The organism is Georgenia ruanii (assembly GCF_009193175.1).
Taxonomy (GTDB): domain Bacteria; phylum Actinomycetota; class Actinomycetes; order Actinomycetales; family Actinomycetaceae; genus Georgenia; species Georgenia ruanii.
Genome location: NZ_VUKE01000010.1, coordinates 139,107 through 151,614 on the forward strand (window position 1 = coordinate 139,107; position 12,508 = coordinate 151,614).

The following is a 12,508-nucleotide window of genomic DNA, read 5'->3' on the forward strand; positions in this document are numbered from 1 at the left end:
CGAGGGTGCGCACCACGCGACCGCCGAGTAGCAACACCGGCCAAGGCCGGTACCCCGGACGCTTCCTGCTTCCGGCACCCGTCCTGAATCCCTCCCGTGTGTCGGTGGTTGCCGCTACGGTCTGGCGCACCCGAGCGAAGGAGCGACATGTCCAGACAACGAGGTCCGCGCACGAGACGGACGGTGGCGGCGACGGCGGGGCTCACCCTCGCCTCCGTCGCGCTGGTCGCCGGCGGGGCCGCCGCGGCACCGGCGAACGACAAGCCCCGCCCCGGCGACGTCGAGATCCAGCTGCTGGCCTTCAACGACTATCACGGCCACCTCGAGGCCAGCACCCCCGGGACCATCGGCACCACGCAGGCCGGCGGCGCCGAGTACCTGGCCACCCATCTCGAGCGGCTGCGGCAGGGGCACCGCAACTCGGTGACCGTGGCGGCCGGGGACCTCATCGGCGGGTCGCCGTTCCTGTCCGGGCTGTTCCACGACGAGCCCTCGGTGGAGTCGCTCAACGCCCTTGGCCTGGACGTGTCGGGCGTCGGCAACCACGAGTTCGACGAGGGAGTCACCGAGCTGCTGCGCATGCAGAACGGCGGCTGCCACCCGGTGGACGGCTGCTACTTCCCCGGCGCCCCCTACGCGGGTGCCGACTTCCAGTGGCTCGCGGCCAACGTCCGCAACGAGCAGACCGGGAAGACGCCGCTCCCGCCCTACTGGGTGCAGAAGTTCCAGGGCGCCAACGTCGGCTTCATCGGCATGACCCTCGAGGGCACCGACGCCCTCGTGGCCCAGTCCGGCATCCAGGGCTGGAAGTTCCGCGACGAGGTGGAGACCGCCAACGCGCTGGTGCCCGAGCTGAAGAAGCAGGGCGTCGAGGCGATCGTCGTGCTCCTGCACGAAGGCGGCGCGCAGACCGGCAGCTACGACCAGTGCGACGGCATCTCCGGGCCCGTGGTGGACATCGCGAAGAACCTCGACCCCGCGATCGACGTCCTGCTCACCGGACACACCCACCAGGCCTACAACTGCACCATCCCGGACCCGGCCGGCGTCCCGCGCCGCGTCACCTCCGCCGCCTCCTTCGGCCGCATCGTCTCCGAGATCAACCTGACCATCAGCCGCACCACCGGCGACGTGCGCCGTGACAGCGTCACCGCCGTCAACCACGTCGTCAGCCAGGACGTGCCGCGCTCCGCCGCGCAGACCCGGATCATCGACAAGTGGAAGGGCCTCGCCGACACGGTGGGCAACTCCGAGGTGGGCCGGATCACCGCCGACATCAAGCGCCGGTACGAGGCCGGCGGGTCGGACGACCGCGGCGCCGAGTCCGACCTCGGCAACATGATCGCCGACTCGCAGCTGTGGGCCACCCAGGCCAACGGCGCCCAGATCGCCCTCATGAACCCCGGCGGCCTGCGGGCCGACCTGCTCTACGCGCGCTCGGGCGCCGAGACGACCGACGGCGTGGTGACCTACGCCGAGGCATTCAACGTCCAGCCGTTCGGCAACCTGCTGAGCACCGTCCCGATGACGGGGGACCAGCTCCACCGGGTCCTGCTCCAGCAGTGCCAGCCGCGTTACCTGCACCTGGGGGTGTCGGCCGGCCTCACCTACGACGTCACCCGGCAGCTGAACGGGCGCGTGTGCACCCCGAACAGCATCGAGGTGACGAACATGCGCCTCAACGGGGTGCCGATCGACCCGGCCGCGACCTACATGGTGACGGTCAACAACTTCCTCGTCGACGGCGGCGACGGCTTCACGGTCTTCCGCGAGGTCGACCCGGCGCTGCGCGTGGGGGCGGGCATCGACCTCGACGCCCTCAACGCGTACCTGCGCACTCGGGGCCCGATCGCCCCGCCCGGCACCGACCGGGTCAACGAGCTGGGGTAGCACCACCCCCGCCGGGGGACCGCCCGCCACCCGGTGGGGCCGGGCCGGGATGGCCCCACCGGGCCGGGCCGGGGGACGCTCCGGCCCGGCCCCGCCCGCGGTGCGGGATACCGTGGGGGCGTGCCCCCACGCCGCCGCATCGATCCCTCCGACGGGCTGGCCGCCCTGGGCCGCTGGGCCGCCGGTCGAGAGGACGACGGCGCCGACGGCGACCTGCCCGCCGCCGTCGTGCGTACCGCCGTCCGCTTCACCCTCGAGGAGCTCGCGGTGAGCTCCCCGGGCAACAGCGTCGAGGTGCGCGTGCCGCCTGCCGGGGCCGTGCAGGCCATCGCCGGTCCCCGCCACACCCGCGGGACCCCGCCCAACGTCATCGAGACCGATCAGGAGACCTGGCTGGCGCTCGCCACCGGCATGCTCAGCTGGGAGGACGCCGTGATGGCCGGGCGCGTGCACGCCTCGGGCATCCGCGCCGACCTCAGCTCGGTTCTCCCGCTCGTGCGCCGCCCAGGTAGGTTCGCCCGGTGACCAGCTCCACCCCCGACCCCCGCCGCGACCGCGACGACGTGCCCGAGGTGCCCGCCCAGCCGCCGGCCGCCGAGCCTGCCCCGCCGTCTGCCGGCGCGCCTGCCGCTGCGCCGTCGGCGGCTGCCGCTGCCGCCGAGCCGCCGGCCGCCGCGCCTGGAGCCGAGCCTTCGGCCGCCGAGCCTGCCGGCACCGAGGCCGCCGGCACCGAGCCAGCCGCGGAACCCGAGTACCGCGTCGCCGATCTTGTCGACCCGGCCACGGTCCGCCGCGCGCCGCGCTTCGGCCGCTTCGTGGTGGCCGGGATCGTCGTCGGCGCGATCGTCTCGCTCGGCCTCGCCGTCCTCTCCCCGCCGGACCACCTCGCCCGCACGGACCTCTTCTGGCTGCTCTTCCTGGCCCTCGGCGCGGCCGGCGCCCTGGCCGGCCTGGGCGTCGCCGTCTACCTCGACCGGCGCTCCTGGGAGCAGCGCGCGACCCGGACGGCCGCGCGGCCGGCAGCAGGGGAGCCGGCCCCGGGGGAGCCAGCACCGGGCGGGACGGCACCGGGCGGGACAGCGCCGGGCGCGCCGACGCCGGGCGCACCCGCACCGGGTGGGGAAGCGGACGACGGCGGCGCGACCGAGGGGGGCACGCCGGGCCAGCCCGGCCCGCCGGACGCGGGTCGGCCGCCCCGGTCCTAGGGTGCCGACGTGCCCTGCCGCCAGCTGCGCCTGCCCGCCGCCACGCCCGCCGAGGTCCGCCAGGCCCTGACCGGCCTGCGCGAGGAGCTCGGCATCGCGCCCGAGTTCCCCGCCGATGTCCTCGCCGAGGCCGAGCGGGCGGTCGCGGACGCGGAGCCGCTTGCGGCCGACGCCACCGACATCCCTTTCGTCACCATCGACCCGCCCGGCTCGAGGGACCTCGACCAGGCCGTCCACATCGCCCCCGACGGCGACGGCTTCCTGGTCCGGTACGCCATCGCCTCCCTCGCCACGTTCATCACCCCGGGCGGCGCGCTCGACCGCGCCGCGCACGCGCGCGGCGTCACCGTCTACGGTCCCGCCGGTTCCTACCCGCTGCACCCGCCTGTCCTGAGCGCCGACGCCGCCAGCCTGATCGAGGGCCAGGAGCGCCCGGCGTGCGTGTGGTCCCTGCAGGTGGGCCCGGACGGCGCGCTGCGCGGCGCCGACGTCGTCCGCGCCCGGGTCCGCTCCCGCGCCCGGCTGACCTACGCGCAGGTCCAGGCCGCCGCCGACGGCGGGCCCGCCCTGCCGGCGGCCGCGCCCGCCGAGCTGCCCGCCCTGCTGAGCACCGTGGGCCGGCTGCGTCAGGAGTGCGAGCGCGCCCGGGGCGGCGTCTCCCTGGACATCCCCGAGCAGGAGGCGGTGCGGCGCGACCACGGCTACGTGCTGCGCTTCCGGTCCGCGCTGCCGGCGGAGGGGTGGAACGCCCAGATCTCCCTCATGACCGGCATCGCCGCCGCCCGCATGATGCGGGCGGCCGGGGTGGGCATCCTGCGCACGCTGCCGGCCGCCGACCCCCGCGACGTGGCCCGGCTGCGACGCACCGCCCGCGCCCTGGAGATCCCCTGGCCCGCCGGGACCTCCTACGCCGAGCTGCTGCGGCACCTCGACTCCGCGGTGCCCGCGCACGCCGCGTTCCTCAGCGAGGCCACCACCCTCTTCCGCGGCGCCGGCTACCTCGCCTTCGGCGCCCCCGACACCGTCCCGGCCGGTGACGTCGCGGTGGGCGAGGCCCGCCACGCCGCCATCGGTGCGGAGTACGCGCACGTGACCGCGCCGCTGCGCCGGCTCGTGGACCGCTACGGCCTCGAGGTGTGCCTGGCGCACTGCGCCGGGACGCCCGTGCCCGGCTGGGTCCGCGATGCCCTGCCCGCCCTCGCGGGCACCATGGCGAGCACCACCCGACGGGCGAACGCCTTCGAGCGCGGGGCCCTGGACGCCGTCGAGGCGCTGGTCCTGGCGGGGCGGGTGGGGGAGCGGTTCGCCGGCGTCGTCGTCGACCTCGACGGCGAGCGCACCGGCCGGGGCACCGTGGTGCTGCGCGAGCCCGCCGTGCGCGCCCGCGTCGACGGCGAGCCCCTGCCGCTGGGCGAACCGGTCGCGGCGCGGCTTGCCGAGGCCGACGTCGCCGCCCGGCGGGTGCGCTTCACCCTGCCCTGACCGGGACCGCCCACGGCGGGCGGCGGGCGGCGGGCGGCGCCACACTGGCGCCGTGCAGGGCTGCGGCGCGGCAGGACCCGCGGACGGCGCGACCCGTCCGGGCCCGGGCGTCGCGCGGTCCCGGCGGTCCCGCACGGCGGGCCTGGTTGCCGCTGTCGTCGCACTCGCCGGCCTGCTCGCCGGGTGCGCCAACCCCGGCGGCCTGACCGGGAACCTCGCCCAGGCGGCCTCGCAGGCGTCCTCCTCCGCCGCCAGCTCCGCCCTCGGCCTGCAGCTGTACCTCGACGGCCGCACGACGGCCACCCACGCCGACATCACCCTCATCGACATGGCCCGCCAGGTCTCGACGGCGCAGGACGCCGCCAGCCAGCAGGTGGTCACCGGCGCGGACGAGCTCAGGCTGCGCGACGACGTCACGAGCGCCATCACCGCGGTGGGAGACCAGATCGACCAGGCCCGGGCCCTGGTGGCCGGCGCGGCGCCCGCCCAGCAGGGACCGGCGCTCGTCGCCGACCTGCGGGCTCGCGCGAGCGCGCTGTCGGACACCTCCGACCGTCTCAAGGAGGCGGCCGGATGAACCGACTCCTCGGCCTCGCCCTCGGCATCCTCACCGCGATCGGCGGCTTCGTCGATGTCGGTGACCTGGTGACCAGCGCCGTCGTCGGCTCGCGGTTCGGCCTGTCACTGCTGTGGGTGATCGCCCTCGGCGTGGTCGGCATCATCGTCTTCGCCGAGATGGCCGGACGGGTGGCCGCCGTCAGCGGCCGCGCCGCCTTCGAGATCATCCGCGAACGGCTCAGCCCCCGTATGGCCCTGGGCAACCTCGTCGCCTCGTTCCTCATCAACCTCCTCACGCTCACCGCAGAGGTGGGGGGCATCGCGCTCTCCCTGCAGCTGGCCAGCGACGTCCACCCCCGGCTGCTGATCCCCGTGGCGGCCCTCGCGGTCTGGCTCGTGGTCTGGCGGGTGAAGTTCCGCGTCCTCGAGAACGTCACCGGCCTCCTCGGGCTCGCCCTCGCCGTCTTCGCCGTGACGATCGTCCTGCTCAAGCCCCACTGGGCGGACCTGGCGGCGGGCGCGCTCCGGCCCTCGGTGCCCGCCAGCGAGCCGGTGCCGACCTACTGGTACTACGCCATCGCCCTCTTCGGGTCCGCGATGACGCCCTACGAGGTCTTCTTCTTCTCCTCGGGCGCGGTGGAGGAGCGGTGGTCCGTCAGGGACCTGGGTCAGGCGCGGCTCAACGTCTTCGTCGGCTTTCCCCTCGGCGGGTTGCTTTCGGGGGCCATCGCCGTCTGCGCGGCCATCGTCCTGCTGCCCCGCGGCATCCAGGTGACCTCCCTGTCCGAGGTGGTCGCCCCGGTGGCCCTCGCCGGCGGCAAGCTCGCGCTCGCCGTCGCCATCCTCGGGATGGTCGCCGCCACCTTCGGCGCCGCGCTCGAGACCGCCCTGTCCGGCGGGTACACCATCGCCCAGTTCTTCGGCTGGTCCTGGGGCAAGTTCCGCCGTCCCACCGAGGCCGCCCGCTTCCACCTGCTCGTCATCGTCACGCTGCTCGTCGCCGTGGCGGTGCTCATGACCGGGGTCGACCCCGTCAAGGTCACGGAGTACTCCGTGGTGTTCTCCGCCATCGCCCTGCCGCTGACCTACCTGCCCATCCTCATCATCGCCAACGACCCCCAGTACATGGGCGAGCACGTCAACAGCCGGGTCACCAACGCCCTCGGGCTGGCGTTCCTCGTCCTGATCGTGCTGGCCTCGGTCGCCGCCATCCCGCTCATGGTCGTCACGGGGGCCGGCGCGTGAGCCGGCGGCGCCGCCGCGCCGAGCGGCTGCCCGCCCCGCCCCGCCCGGCGGGCCGGGTCCTCGACGCCCGCCTGCACCTGCTGGACCGGCAGGTCCTCGACGTCGACGACGTGCCCGTGGCCACGGTCGACGACGTCGAGGTCGAGGGCGTCGAGCGCACCCGGGAGAAGGAGCGCGAGCTTCCGCACATCACCGCGCTGCTCACCGGCGCCGTGCTGGGCACCCGCATCTTCGGCGGCCGGCCGCCACGGCACCTGTGGATCCGGCTGCCCTGGTCGGACGTCAGCGATGTCGACGTCGTCGTCTCGCTCGGCGTGCCCGGCGAGGGCCTCGAGGCGACGTGGCAGGAGCGGTGGGTACGCGACCAGATCATCCGCCGGATCCCCGGGGGCCGCCATGCTCCTGACTGACCTGCTCGAGCTGCCGGTGCTGGCCACGACAGGCAAGCGGATCGGCTATGTCAACGACGTCCGCTTCGTCCTCGACGGCCCCCCGGACGGGGTGCTCGCCCGGCCCCGGCTGTACGGCCTGGTCGTCGGCCCCCGGCGCCGCGGCTCCTTCCTCGGGTACGAGCGGCGGGACGTGGCCGCCCCGGCACTGATCAACAGGTTCCTCACCTGGCGGCACGCCGGCAGCGTCCTGGTGCTGTGGCCCGACGTCCGCCTGGTCGAGCCCGACGCCGTCCACCTGGCCGCCGGGTACCACTCCTACGACCCGGTGCTATGAGCGGCAACCCGGCCCGGCCCAACGACCGCGACGACGCGCTGCGCCACCTCGCCCTCTCCCAGGCGCAGCAGGCGCAGGCGCGCGAGTTCACCGAGCCCGGGCACGAGCTGCGCCGGTTGTTCGCCGAGGTCCTCGGCACCTTCTTCCTCGTCCTGGTGGCCGCGGGGGCGAAGGTGGTCGACGCCGCCTCCGGCGGCGCGGTGGGCCGGGTCGCGGCCATCACGGCGCCGGGCCTCATGGTCATGGTCGTCATCCTGTTCATGGGTGCGACCTCCGGGGCCCACCTCAACCCCGCCGTGACGCTGGGGTTCGCGCTGCGCCGGGACTTCCCGTGGCGGCGGGTGCCGGGCTACCTTGCCGCCGAGCTCCTGGGGGCCACGGCGGCGGCCGGGGTGCTGCGCCTGACCTTCGGCCTGGCGGGCGACGTCGGGACGACCTCGGTGGGCCACGGCTTCACCGTCACGCAGGCGCTCGTCACCGAGACGCTGCTCACCTTCGGCCTCGTCGGCACCGTGCTGGGGGCCTCCTCCGGGGCGCAGAACATCGGCACCTTCTCGGCCATCGCCGTCGGCGGCTACATCGTCCTGGCGGGGCTGTGGGCGAGCCCGGTCAGCGACGCGTCGATGAACCCCGCCCGGTCCCTCGGCCCGGCCCTGGTCGCGGGGCGCTTCGCCGACCTGTGGCTCTACGTCGCCGGTCCGTTGCTCGGCGCCGTGCTCGCCGTCGGGGTGGCCCACCTGCTGCGCGGCCCGGGCGGCGGGCCGACGGCGTCGGAGGCCGCGCAGGGCCGGCCGCGGTAGGTCGGGTGCCGGCCCGGGACGGCCGCGTCCCGGCGGGGCCGCGGTGCGGGCCTGGTCAGGCACCGGACCGCCCGGCGGGGCGCGCGGGGGCGTGTGCGACCATAGCCGCGTGGCACGCGGTGACGGACGGCTTTCCCACGACCTGCTCCCCGGCGAGAAGGGTCCCCAGGACGAGTGCGGGGTCTTCGGGGTCTGGGCCCCCGGCGAGGACGTCTCCCGGCTGACCTACTTCGGCATCTACGCCCTGCAGCACCGTGGGCAGGAGTCGGCCGGCATCGCCACCTCCGACGGCGAGAAGATCCTCGTCTACAAGGACATGGGGCTGGTCTCGCAGGTCTTCGACGACCGGGCGCTGGAGCCCCTCAAGGGCCACATCGCCGTCGGGCACGTCCGCTACTCCACCACCGGCGCCTCCTCCTGGGAGAACGCCCAGCCCACCCTCGGCCCCACCGCCGCGGGCACCGTGGCGGTGGGGCACAACGGCAACCTCACCAACACCCGCGCGCTCATGGACCTGGTCCAGCACCGCTTCGGCAAGGACCTGCGTGGCGAGCTCGGCCGCGGCTCCTCCACCGACACCGCCGTCGTCACCGCGCTGCTCGGCGGCACGGCCGAGGCGGGGGAGAGCCTCGAGGACGTCGCCATGGAGGTGCTGCCGCTGCTCGAGGGCGCCTTCTCGCTGGCCTTCATGGACGAGCACACCCTCTACGCCGCCCGCGACGCCCACGGCGTGCGGCCCCTGGTGCTGGGTCGGCTGCCGCGCGGCTGGGCGGTGGCCTCGGAGACGGCGGCCCTGGACATCGTCGGCGCCACCTTCGTCCGCGAGATCGAGCCCGGCGAGCTGCTCGTCATCGACGCCGACGGGCTGCGCTCGCGCCACTTCGCCGAGCCGACCCCGCACGGCTGCGTCTTCGAGTACGTCTACCTCGCCCGGCCGGACACCAACATCGCCGGCGTGCCGGTCAACGCCGCCCGCACCGAGATGGGCCGGGTGCTGGCGCGCGAGCACCCGGTCGAGGCGGACCTCGTCATCCCCACCCCGGAGTCCGGCACGCCCGCGGCCATCGGCTACGCCCAGGCGTCCGGCATCCCGTTCGCCCAGGGGCTCGTGAAGAACTCCTACGTGGGCCGCACGTTCATCCAGCCCACCGACACCATCCGCCAGCTCGGCATCCGCCTCAAGCTCAACCCGCTGCGCGAGGTCATCGCCGGCAAGCGGCTCGTCGTCGTCGACGACTCCATCGTGCGCGGCAACACCCAGCGGGCGCTGGTGCGCATGCTGCGCGAGGCGGGCGCGGCGGAGGTGCACGTGCGCATCTCCTCCCCGCCGGTGAAGTGGCCGTGCTTCTACGGCATCGACTTCGCCACCCGCGCCGAGCTCATCGCCAACGGCATGAGCACCGAGGAGGTCCGCGCGTCCCTGGGGGCGGACTCGCTGGGCCACATCTCCCTCGAGGGCATGGTCGAGGCGACGACCGTGCCCCGGCAGCGGCTGTGCACCGCCTGCTTCACCGGCGGCTACCCCATCCCCATCCGCGACGGCGCCACCGTCTCCGGCGCCGACGCCCCGTCCATCCCCGCCGACGCCCCGTCCATCCCCGCCGCCGCGCCGGTCGCGGGCCCCGAGGTCCCCGGCGTGCCGGGGACGGCGGCCGCCGGCGCGGACGCCCCCACCGCGACCGCAGGAGCGCACCAGTGACCCACCCCACCCCCGACGTGCCGCTGACCTACGCCGCCGCGGGGGTGGACACCGAGGCGGGGGACCGGGCCGTCGAGCTCATGAAGGACGCCGTGCGCGCCACGCACACCCCCGGCGTCGTGGGCGGCGTGGGAGGTTTCGCCGGCCTCGTCGACGTCTCGGCGCTGCGTGGCTACCGCCGCCCGCTGCTGGCCACCTCCACCGACGGGGTGGGCACCAAGGTCGCCGTCGCGCAGGCCATGGACGTCCACCACACCATCGGCCACGACCTCGTCGGCATGGTGGTGGACGACATCGTCGTGGTCGGCGCGCGGCCGCTGCTCATGACCGACTACATCGCCACCGGCAAGGTGGTCCCCGAGCGCATCGCGGACATCGTGCGCGGCATCGCCGAGGCGTGCGCCGTCGTGGGCACGCCGCTGCTGGGCGGGGAGACCGCCGAGCACCCCGGCCTGCTCGGCGAGCACGAGTACGACGTCGCCGGCGCCGCCACCGGCGTCGTCGAGGCCGACGCGGTGCTGGGCGCCGAGCGCGTCCGCCCCGGCGACGTGCTCGTCGCCATGGCCGCCTCGGGGCTGCACTCCAACGGCTACTCCCTGGTGCGCCGGGTGCTCGACGTCGCCGGCTGGGGCTACGAGCGCGCGGTGCCGGAGCTGGGCCGGACCGTGGGGGAGGAGCTCCTCGAGCCGACCCGGCTGTACACCCCGGTGTGCCTGGACCTGGTGGACGATCCCGGGGTGGACGTGCACGCCCTGAGCCACATCACCGGCGGCGGGCTGGCGGCCAACCTCGCCCGGGTGCTGCCCCGGGGCCTGCGCGCCGACGTGGACCGGTCCACCTGGGTGGTCCCGCCTGTCTTCGACCTCGTGCGCCGGCTCGGCAACGTGCCGTGGCCCGACCTGCAGAACACCCTCAACCTCGGCGTCGGCATGGTGGCGGTGGTGGCGCAGGGCAGCGCCGACGCCGCGCTGGCCGCGGTGCGGGCCCGGGGCATCGAGGCGTGGGTCCTCGGCGAGGTCGGCGAGGACGACGGCGCCGCAGGCTCGGACGTGGTCCGGGGGACCAAGGGCGTCGACGGCGGAGCGGTGCGCCTGCGGGGCGGGTACCGCACCAGCTGACCGCGTCCGGCGCGACTCACGGAGTCGCGCGCCAGAGCATCTCCACGGCGAACGACCGTGCACGGCGAACCACCCGTGCCCCGCATGGGGGGCACGGGTGGTGAGCGAGCTGACCGACCTCGGACGAGATCCGTGCCGTCCGGCCGGGGCCGGTCGGCGGAGGGTCAACGGCTGGAGCGGATGTCCCAGTCGTTCTCGGCGTCGTCCCAGTCGTCCGTGGCGGGAGGGATCCGGCCGTACTCGTCGTCTACGTCGTCAGTACGCGACGTGAGCTCCTTCTCGAGGGCTCGGTAGTCGGTCTCGGGGCTGAAGTACTTCAGCTTGCGAGCGACCTTCGTCTGCTTGGCCTTTTGACGGCCGCGCCCCATGGCGTCGACCCCCTCCAACGTAGAACCGGGGCAGGCACCCGAGGGTGCGGCCCCGTGTTTGTGGTCATGTGTGTCGTGGTGCCACGGTACATGGTCGGGGCACCCAACAGCCATTCCTGAACGCGGCGTCGCGCTGTGGAGCGAGTCTCACCCCGCCCGGCAGATGAGCGGGAGCGTCTCACGATGAGGTCGCGGACGAGGTCCGCGCGGCCGCCGGACGCCGCCGCGGCGCACGAGCAAGCTACGCGCCAAAAGTCCCGATTGTCGGGACCATGGGCCCGGGTCGGGGCAGGGCCCGCGTGGTTGGCTGGCGCTCAGCAGCGCGCGGCAGGGCGCGCACGAGCACCGCGGGAGGACTCCATGGCCACGATCGACGACACGGCCGAGCAGCTGCTCACGCCGTCGGAGGTGGCGGCCCGGTTCCGGGTCGACCCCAAGACCGTGACGCGGTGGGCGAACGCCGGGAAGCTGTCCTCCATCCGCACCCTCGGTGGGCACCGGCGGTTCCGCCGCAGCGAGGTCGAGGAGCTCCTCGCCGCCAGCGGGCTGGCCGAGGACCACCGCCACCCGGCGGCGTAGCCGCGCCGCCGCGCTGCCGTCGCGGCAGCCGGGGTGCCGCACCGGGCGCCTCGCGACCGACCGCCGGCCCGAGAGGGGCCGGCGGTCGGTCAGCTGGTCGTGGGCGGGCCCGGTCAGCGGCCCCGGCCGCGGGCCGCGGCGACGATGAGCAGCCCGAGGAACGCCACGGCGCCGCCCGCGACGGCCACCGCCTTCGGCTCGCCGGTGCGCACGTCGTCGGCGAAGCTCCGCGCCTTCTCGGTCGCGGCGGTGCGCGCCGCCTCCACCTGGGTGCGCGGGTCGAGCCGGTCGGAGAGCTCGTTGACCGTGCGGGTCAGCTCGAGGCGGGTGCGGGCGAGGTCGGCCGCGATCTCCTCCGCCGTGCGCTTGCGCTCTTCGCTCACTGCTGGATCCCCTTCTTCACGGCGTCGAGGTCGTCCTTGAAGCCGTCCTGCGGATTGGCGTTGACCTGCTTCGAGGCGTCGATCTTCTTCTTGCCGAGCATCGCGGCGATCCCGGCGATGATGAGCAGGACCACGCCGACGATCAGCGCGGACAGCCACGCCGGCAGCACGGTGGCCAGCCCGAGCACGGCGGCGGCGAGGAGGACCCCGACGGCGTAGAGGGCGACGACGCCCGCCGCGCCGAGGAAGCCGGCCCCGGTGCCGAGCCGCTTGCCCTTCTCGGCGAGCTGGACCTGCGCGAGCTGGAGCTCGTCGCGCACGAGGCGGGAGAACTGCTCGGAGACCGTGGCGATGAGCTCGCCCACCGTGCGTCCCCTGCCCGGTCCCTCGACCCTCGTGGCCTCGACCACGGGGGTGGTCTGCTCTGCCGATGTACTCACGACCATCGTCTCCTC

At 75.0% G+C, this 12,508-nt stretch carries 15 protein-coding genes; 12 read left to right on the top strand and 3 right to left on the bottom strand.

The window, feature by feature from the left end; translation table 11 throughout:
- Nucleotides 1-147: 147 nt before the first annotated feature.
- The 11 genes from GD880_RS11465 to purM all read left to right on the top strand — a co-directional run bounded on the left by GD880_RS11465 (nt 148) and on the right by purM (nt 10,723).
- Nucleotides 148-1,890 (top strand): bifunctional metallophosphatase/5'-nucleotidase, encoded by a 1,743-nt coding sequence (locus GD880_RS11465; protein ID WP_152231753.1) that lies wholly within the window; start codon nt 148-150, stop codon nt 1,888-1,890.
- A gap of 120 nt (nt 1,891-2,010) precedes the next feature.
- Entirely contained in the window at nt 2,011-2,415 is a 405-nt protein-coding gene (locus GD880_RS11470) for a sterol carrier family protein (RefSeq protein ID WP_152231754.1), read from the top strand.
- Nucleotides 2,412-3,095 carry a hypothetical protein gene (locus GD880_RS20350; RefSeq protein WP_193314462.1) on the top strand — a complete coding sequence of 228 codons (684 nt, stop codon included), beginning with the start codon at nt 2,412-2,414 and terminating at the stop codon, nt 3,093-3,095. Before GD880_RS11470 ends, GD880_RS20350 begins: the two co-directional genes overlap by 4 nt.
- Nucleotides 3,096-3,104: 9 nt before the next feature.
- Entirely contained in the window at nt 3,105-4,577 is a 1,473-nt protein-coding gene (locus tag GD880_RS11475; protein WP_152231755.1) for an RNB domain-containing ribonuclease, read from the top strand.
- 52 nt (nt 4,578-4,629) lie between these two features.
- Nucleotides 4,630-5,154, top strand: a complete 525-nt coding sequence (locus GD880_RS11480; protein ID WP_152231756.1) for a hypothetical protein — start codon at nt 4,630-4,632, stop codon at nt 5,152-5,154.
- Complete coding sequence (locus tag GD880_RS11485) at nt 5,151-6,380, top strand: Nramp family divalent metal transporter (RefSeq protein ID WP_152231757.1); 1,230 nt, start codon at nt 5,151-5,153, stop codon at nt 6,378-6,380. The genes GD880_RS11480 and GD880_RS11485 overlap by 4 nt, the downstream gene beginning before the upstream one ends.
- Entirely contained in the window at nt 6,377-6,790 is a 414-nt protein-coding gene (locus GD880_RS11490; protein WP_193314463.1) for a hypothetical protein, read from the top strand. The genes GD880_RS11485 and GD880_RS11490 overlap by 4 nt, the downstream gene beginning before the upstream one ends.
- The gene (locus tag GD880_RS11495; RefSeq protein WP_152231758.1) at nt 6,777-7,106 is read left to right on the top strand and encodes a PRC-barrel domain-containing protein; all 330 of its coding nucleotides are present in this window, start codon (nt 6,777-6,779) and stop codon (nt 7,104-7,106) included. The genes GD880_RS11490 and GD880_RS11495 overlap by 14 nt, the downstream gene beginning before the upstream one ends.
- A complete protein-coding gene (locus GD880_RS11500; RefSeq protein WP_152231759.1) occupies nt 7,103-7,906 on the top strand; it encodes an MIP/aquaporin family protein in 804 nt (267 codons plus the stop codon). The genes GD880_RS11495 and GD880_RS11500 overlap by 4 nt, the downstream gene beginning before the upstream one ends.
- Nucleotides 7,907-8,015: 109 nt before the next feature.
- Nucleotides 8,016-9,605, top strand: coding sequence for an amidophosphoribosyltransferase (gene purF, locus GD880_RS11505; protein ID WP_152231760.1), 1,590 nt, complete (start codon nt 8,016-8,018; stop codon nt 9,603-9,605).
- Nucleotides 9,602-10,723, top strand: a complete 1,122-nt coding sequence (gene purM, locus GD880_RS11510) for a phosphoribosylformylglycinamidine cyclo-ligase (protein WP_152231761.1) — start codon at nt 9,602-9,604, stop codon at nt 10,721-10,723. The genes purF and purM overlap by 4 nt, the downstream gene beginning before the upstream one ends.
- A 164-nt stretch (nt 10,724-10,887) precedes the next feature.
- Here the strand turns inward: purM and GD880_RS11515 are convergent, their stop codons facing one another.
- A complete protein-coding gene (locus GD880_RS11515; RefSeq protein ID WP_152231788.1) occupies nt 10,888-11,091 on the bottom strand; it encodes a DUF3073 domain-containing protein in 204 nt (67 codons plus the stop codon).
- Between the two features lie 360 nt (nt 11,092-11,451).
- On the opposite strand from GD880_RS11515, the gene GD880_RS11520 reads away from it, so the two are divergent.
- Entirely contained in the window at nt 11,452-11,670 is a 219-nt protein-coding gene (locus tag GD880_RS11520; RefSeq protein WP_152204060.1) for a BldC family transcriptional regulator, read from the top strand.
- Nucleotides 11,671-11,783: 113 nt separating this feature from the next.
- On the opposite strand, the gene GD880_RS11525 is transcribed toward GD880_RS11520, so the two are convergent.
- Both GD880_RS11525 and GD880_RS11530 read right to left on the bottom strand, forming a co-directional pair.
- Complete coding sequence (locus GD880_RS11525) at nt 11,784-12,053, bottom strand: DUF3618 domain-containing protein (RefSeq protein ID WP_152231762.1); 270 nt, start codon at nt 12,051-12,053, stop codon at nt 11,784-11,786.
- Nucleotides 12,050-12,493, bottom strand: coding sequence for a phage holin family protein (locus tag GD880_RS11530; protein ID WP_226909589.1), 444 nt, complete (start codon nt 12,491-12,493; stop codon nt 12,050-12,052). The genes GD880_RS11525 and GD880_RS11530 overlap by 4 nt, the downstream gene beginning before the upstream one ends.
- Nucleotides 12,494-12,508 lie beyond the last annotated feature (15 nt).

Coding starts and splice junctions, on each gene's coding strand:
- GD880_RS11465 (WP_152231753.1), top strand. CDS start 148: ATGTCCAGACAACGAGGTCCGCGCACGAGACGGACGGTGGCGGCGACG.
- GD880_RS11485 (WP_152231757.1), top strand. CDS start 5,151: ATGAACCGACTCCTCGGCCTCGCCCTCGGCATCCTCACCGCGATCGGC.
- GD880_RS11515 (WP_152231788.1), bottom strand. CDS start 11,091: ATGGGGCGCGGCCGTCAAAAGGCCAAGCAGACGAAGGTCGCTCGCAAG.
- GD880_RS11495 (WP_152231758.1), top strand. CDS start 6,777: ATGCTCCTGACTGACCTGCTCGAGCTGCCGGTGCTGGCCACGACAGGC.
- GD880_RS11520 (WP_152204060.1), top strand. CDS start 11,452: ATGGCCACGATCGACGACACGGCCGAGCAGCTGCTCACGCCGTCGGAG.
- GD880_RS11500 (WP_152231759.1), top strand. CDS start 7,103: ATGAGCGGCAACCCGGCCCGGCCCAACGACCGCGACGACGCGCTGCGC.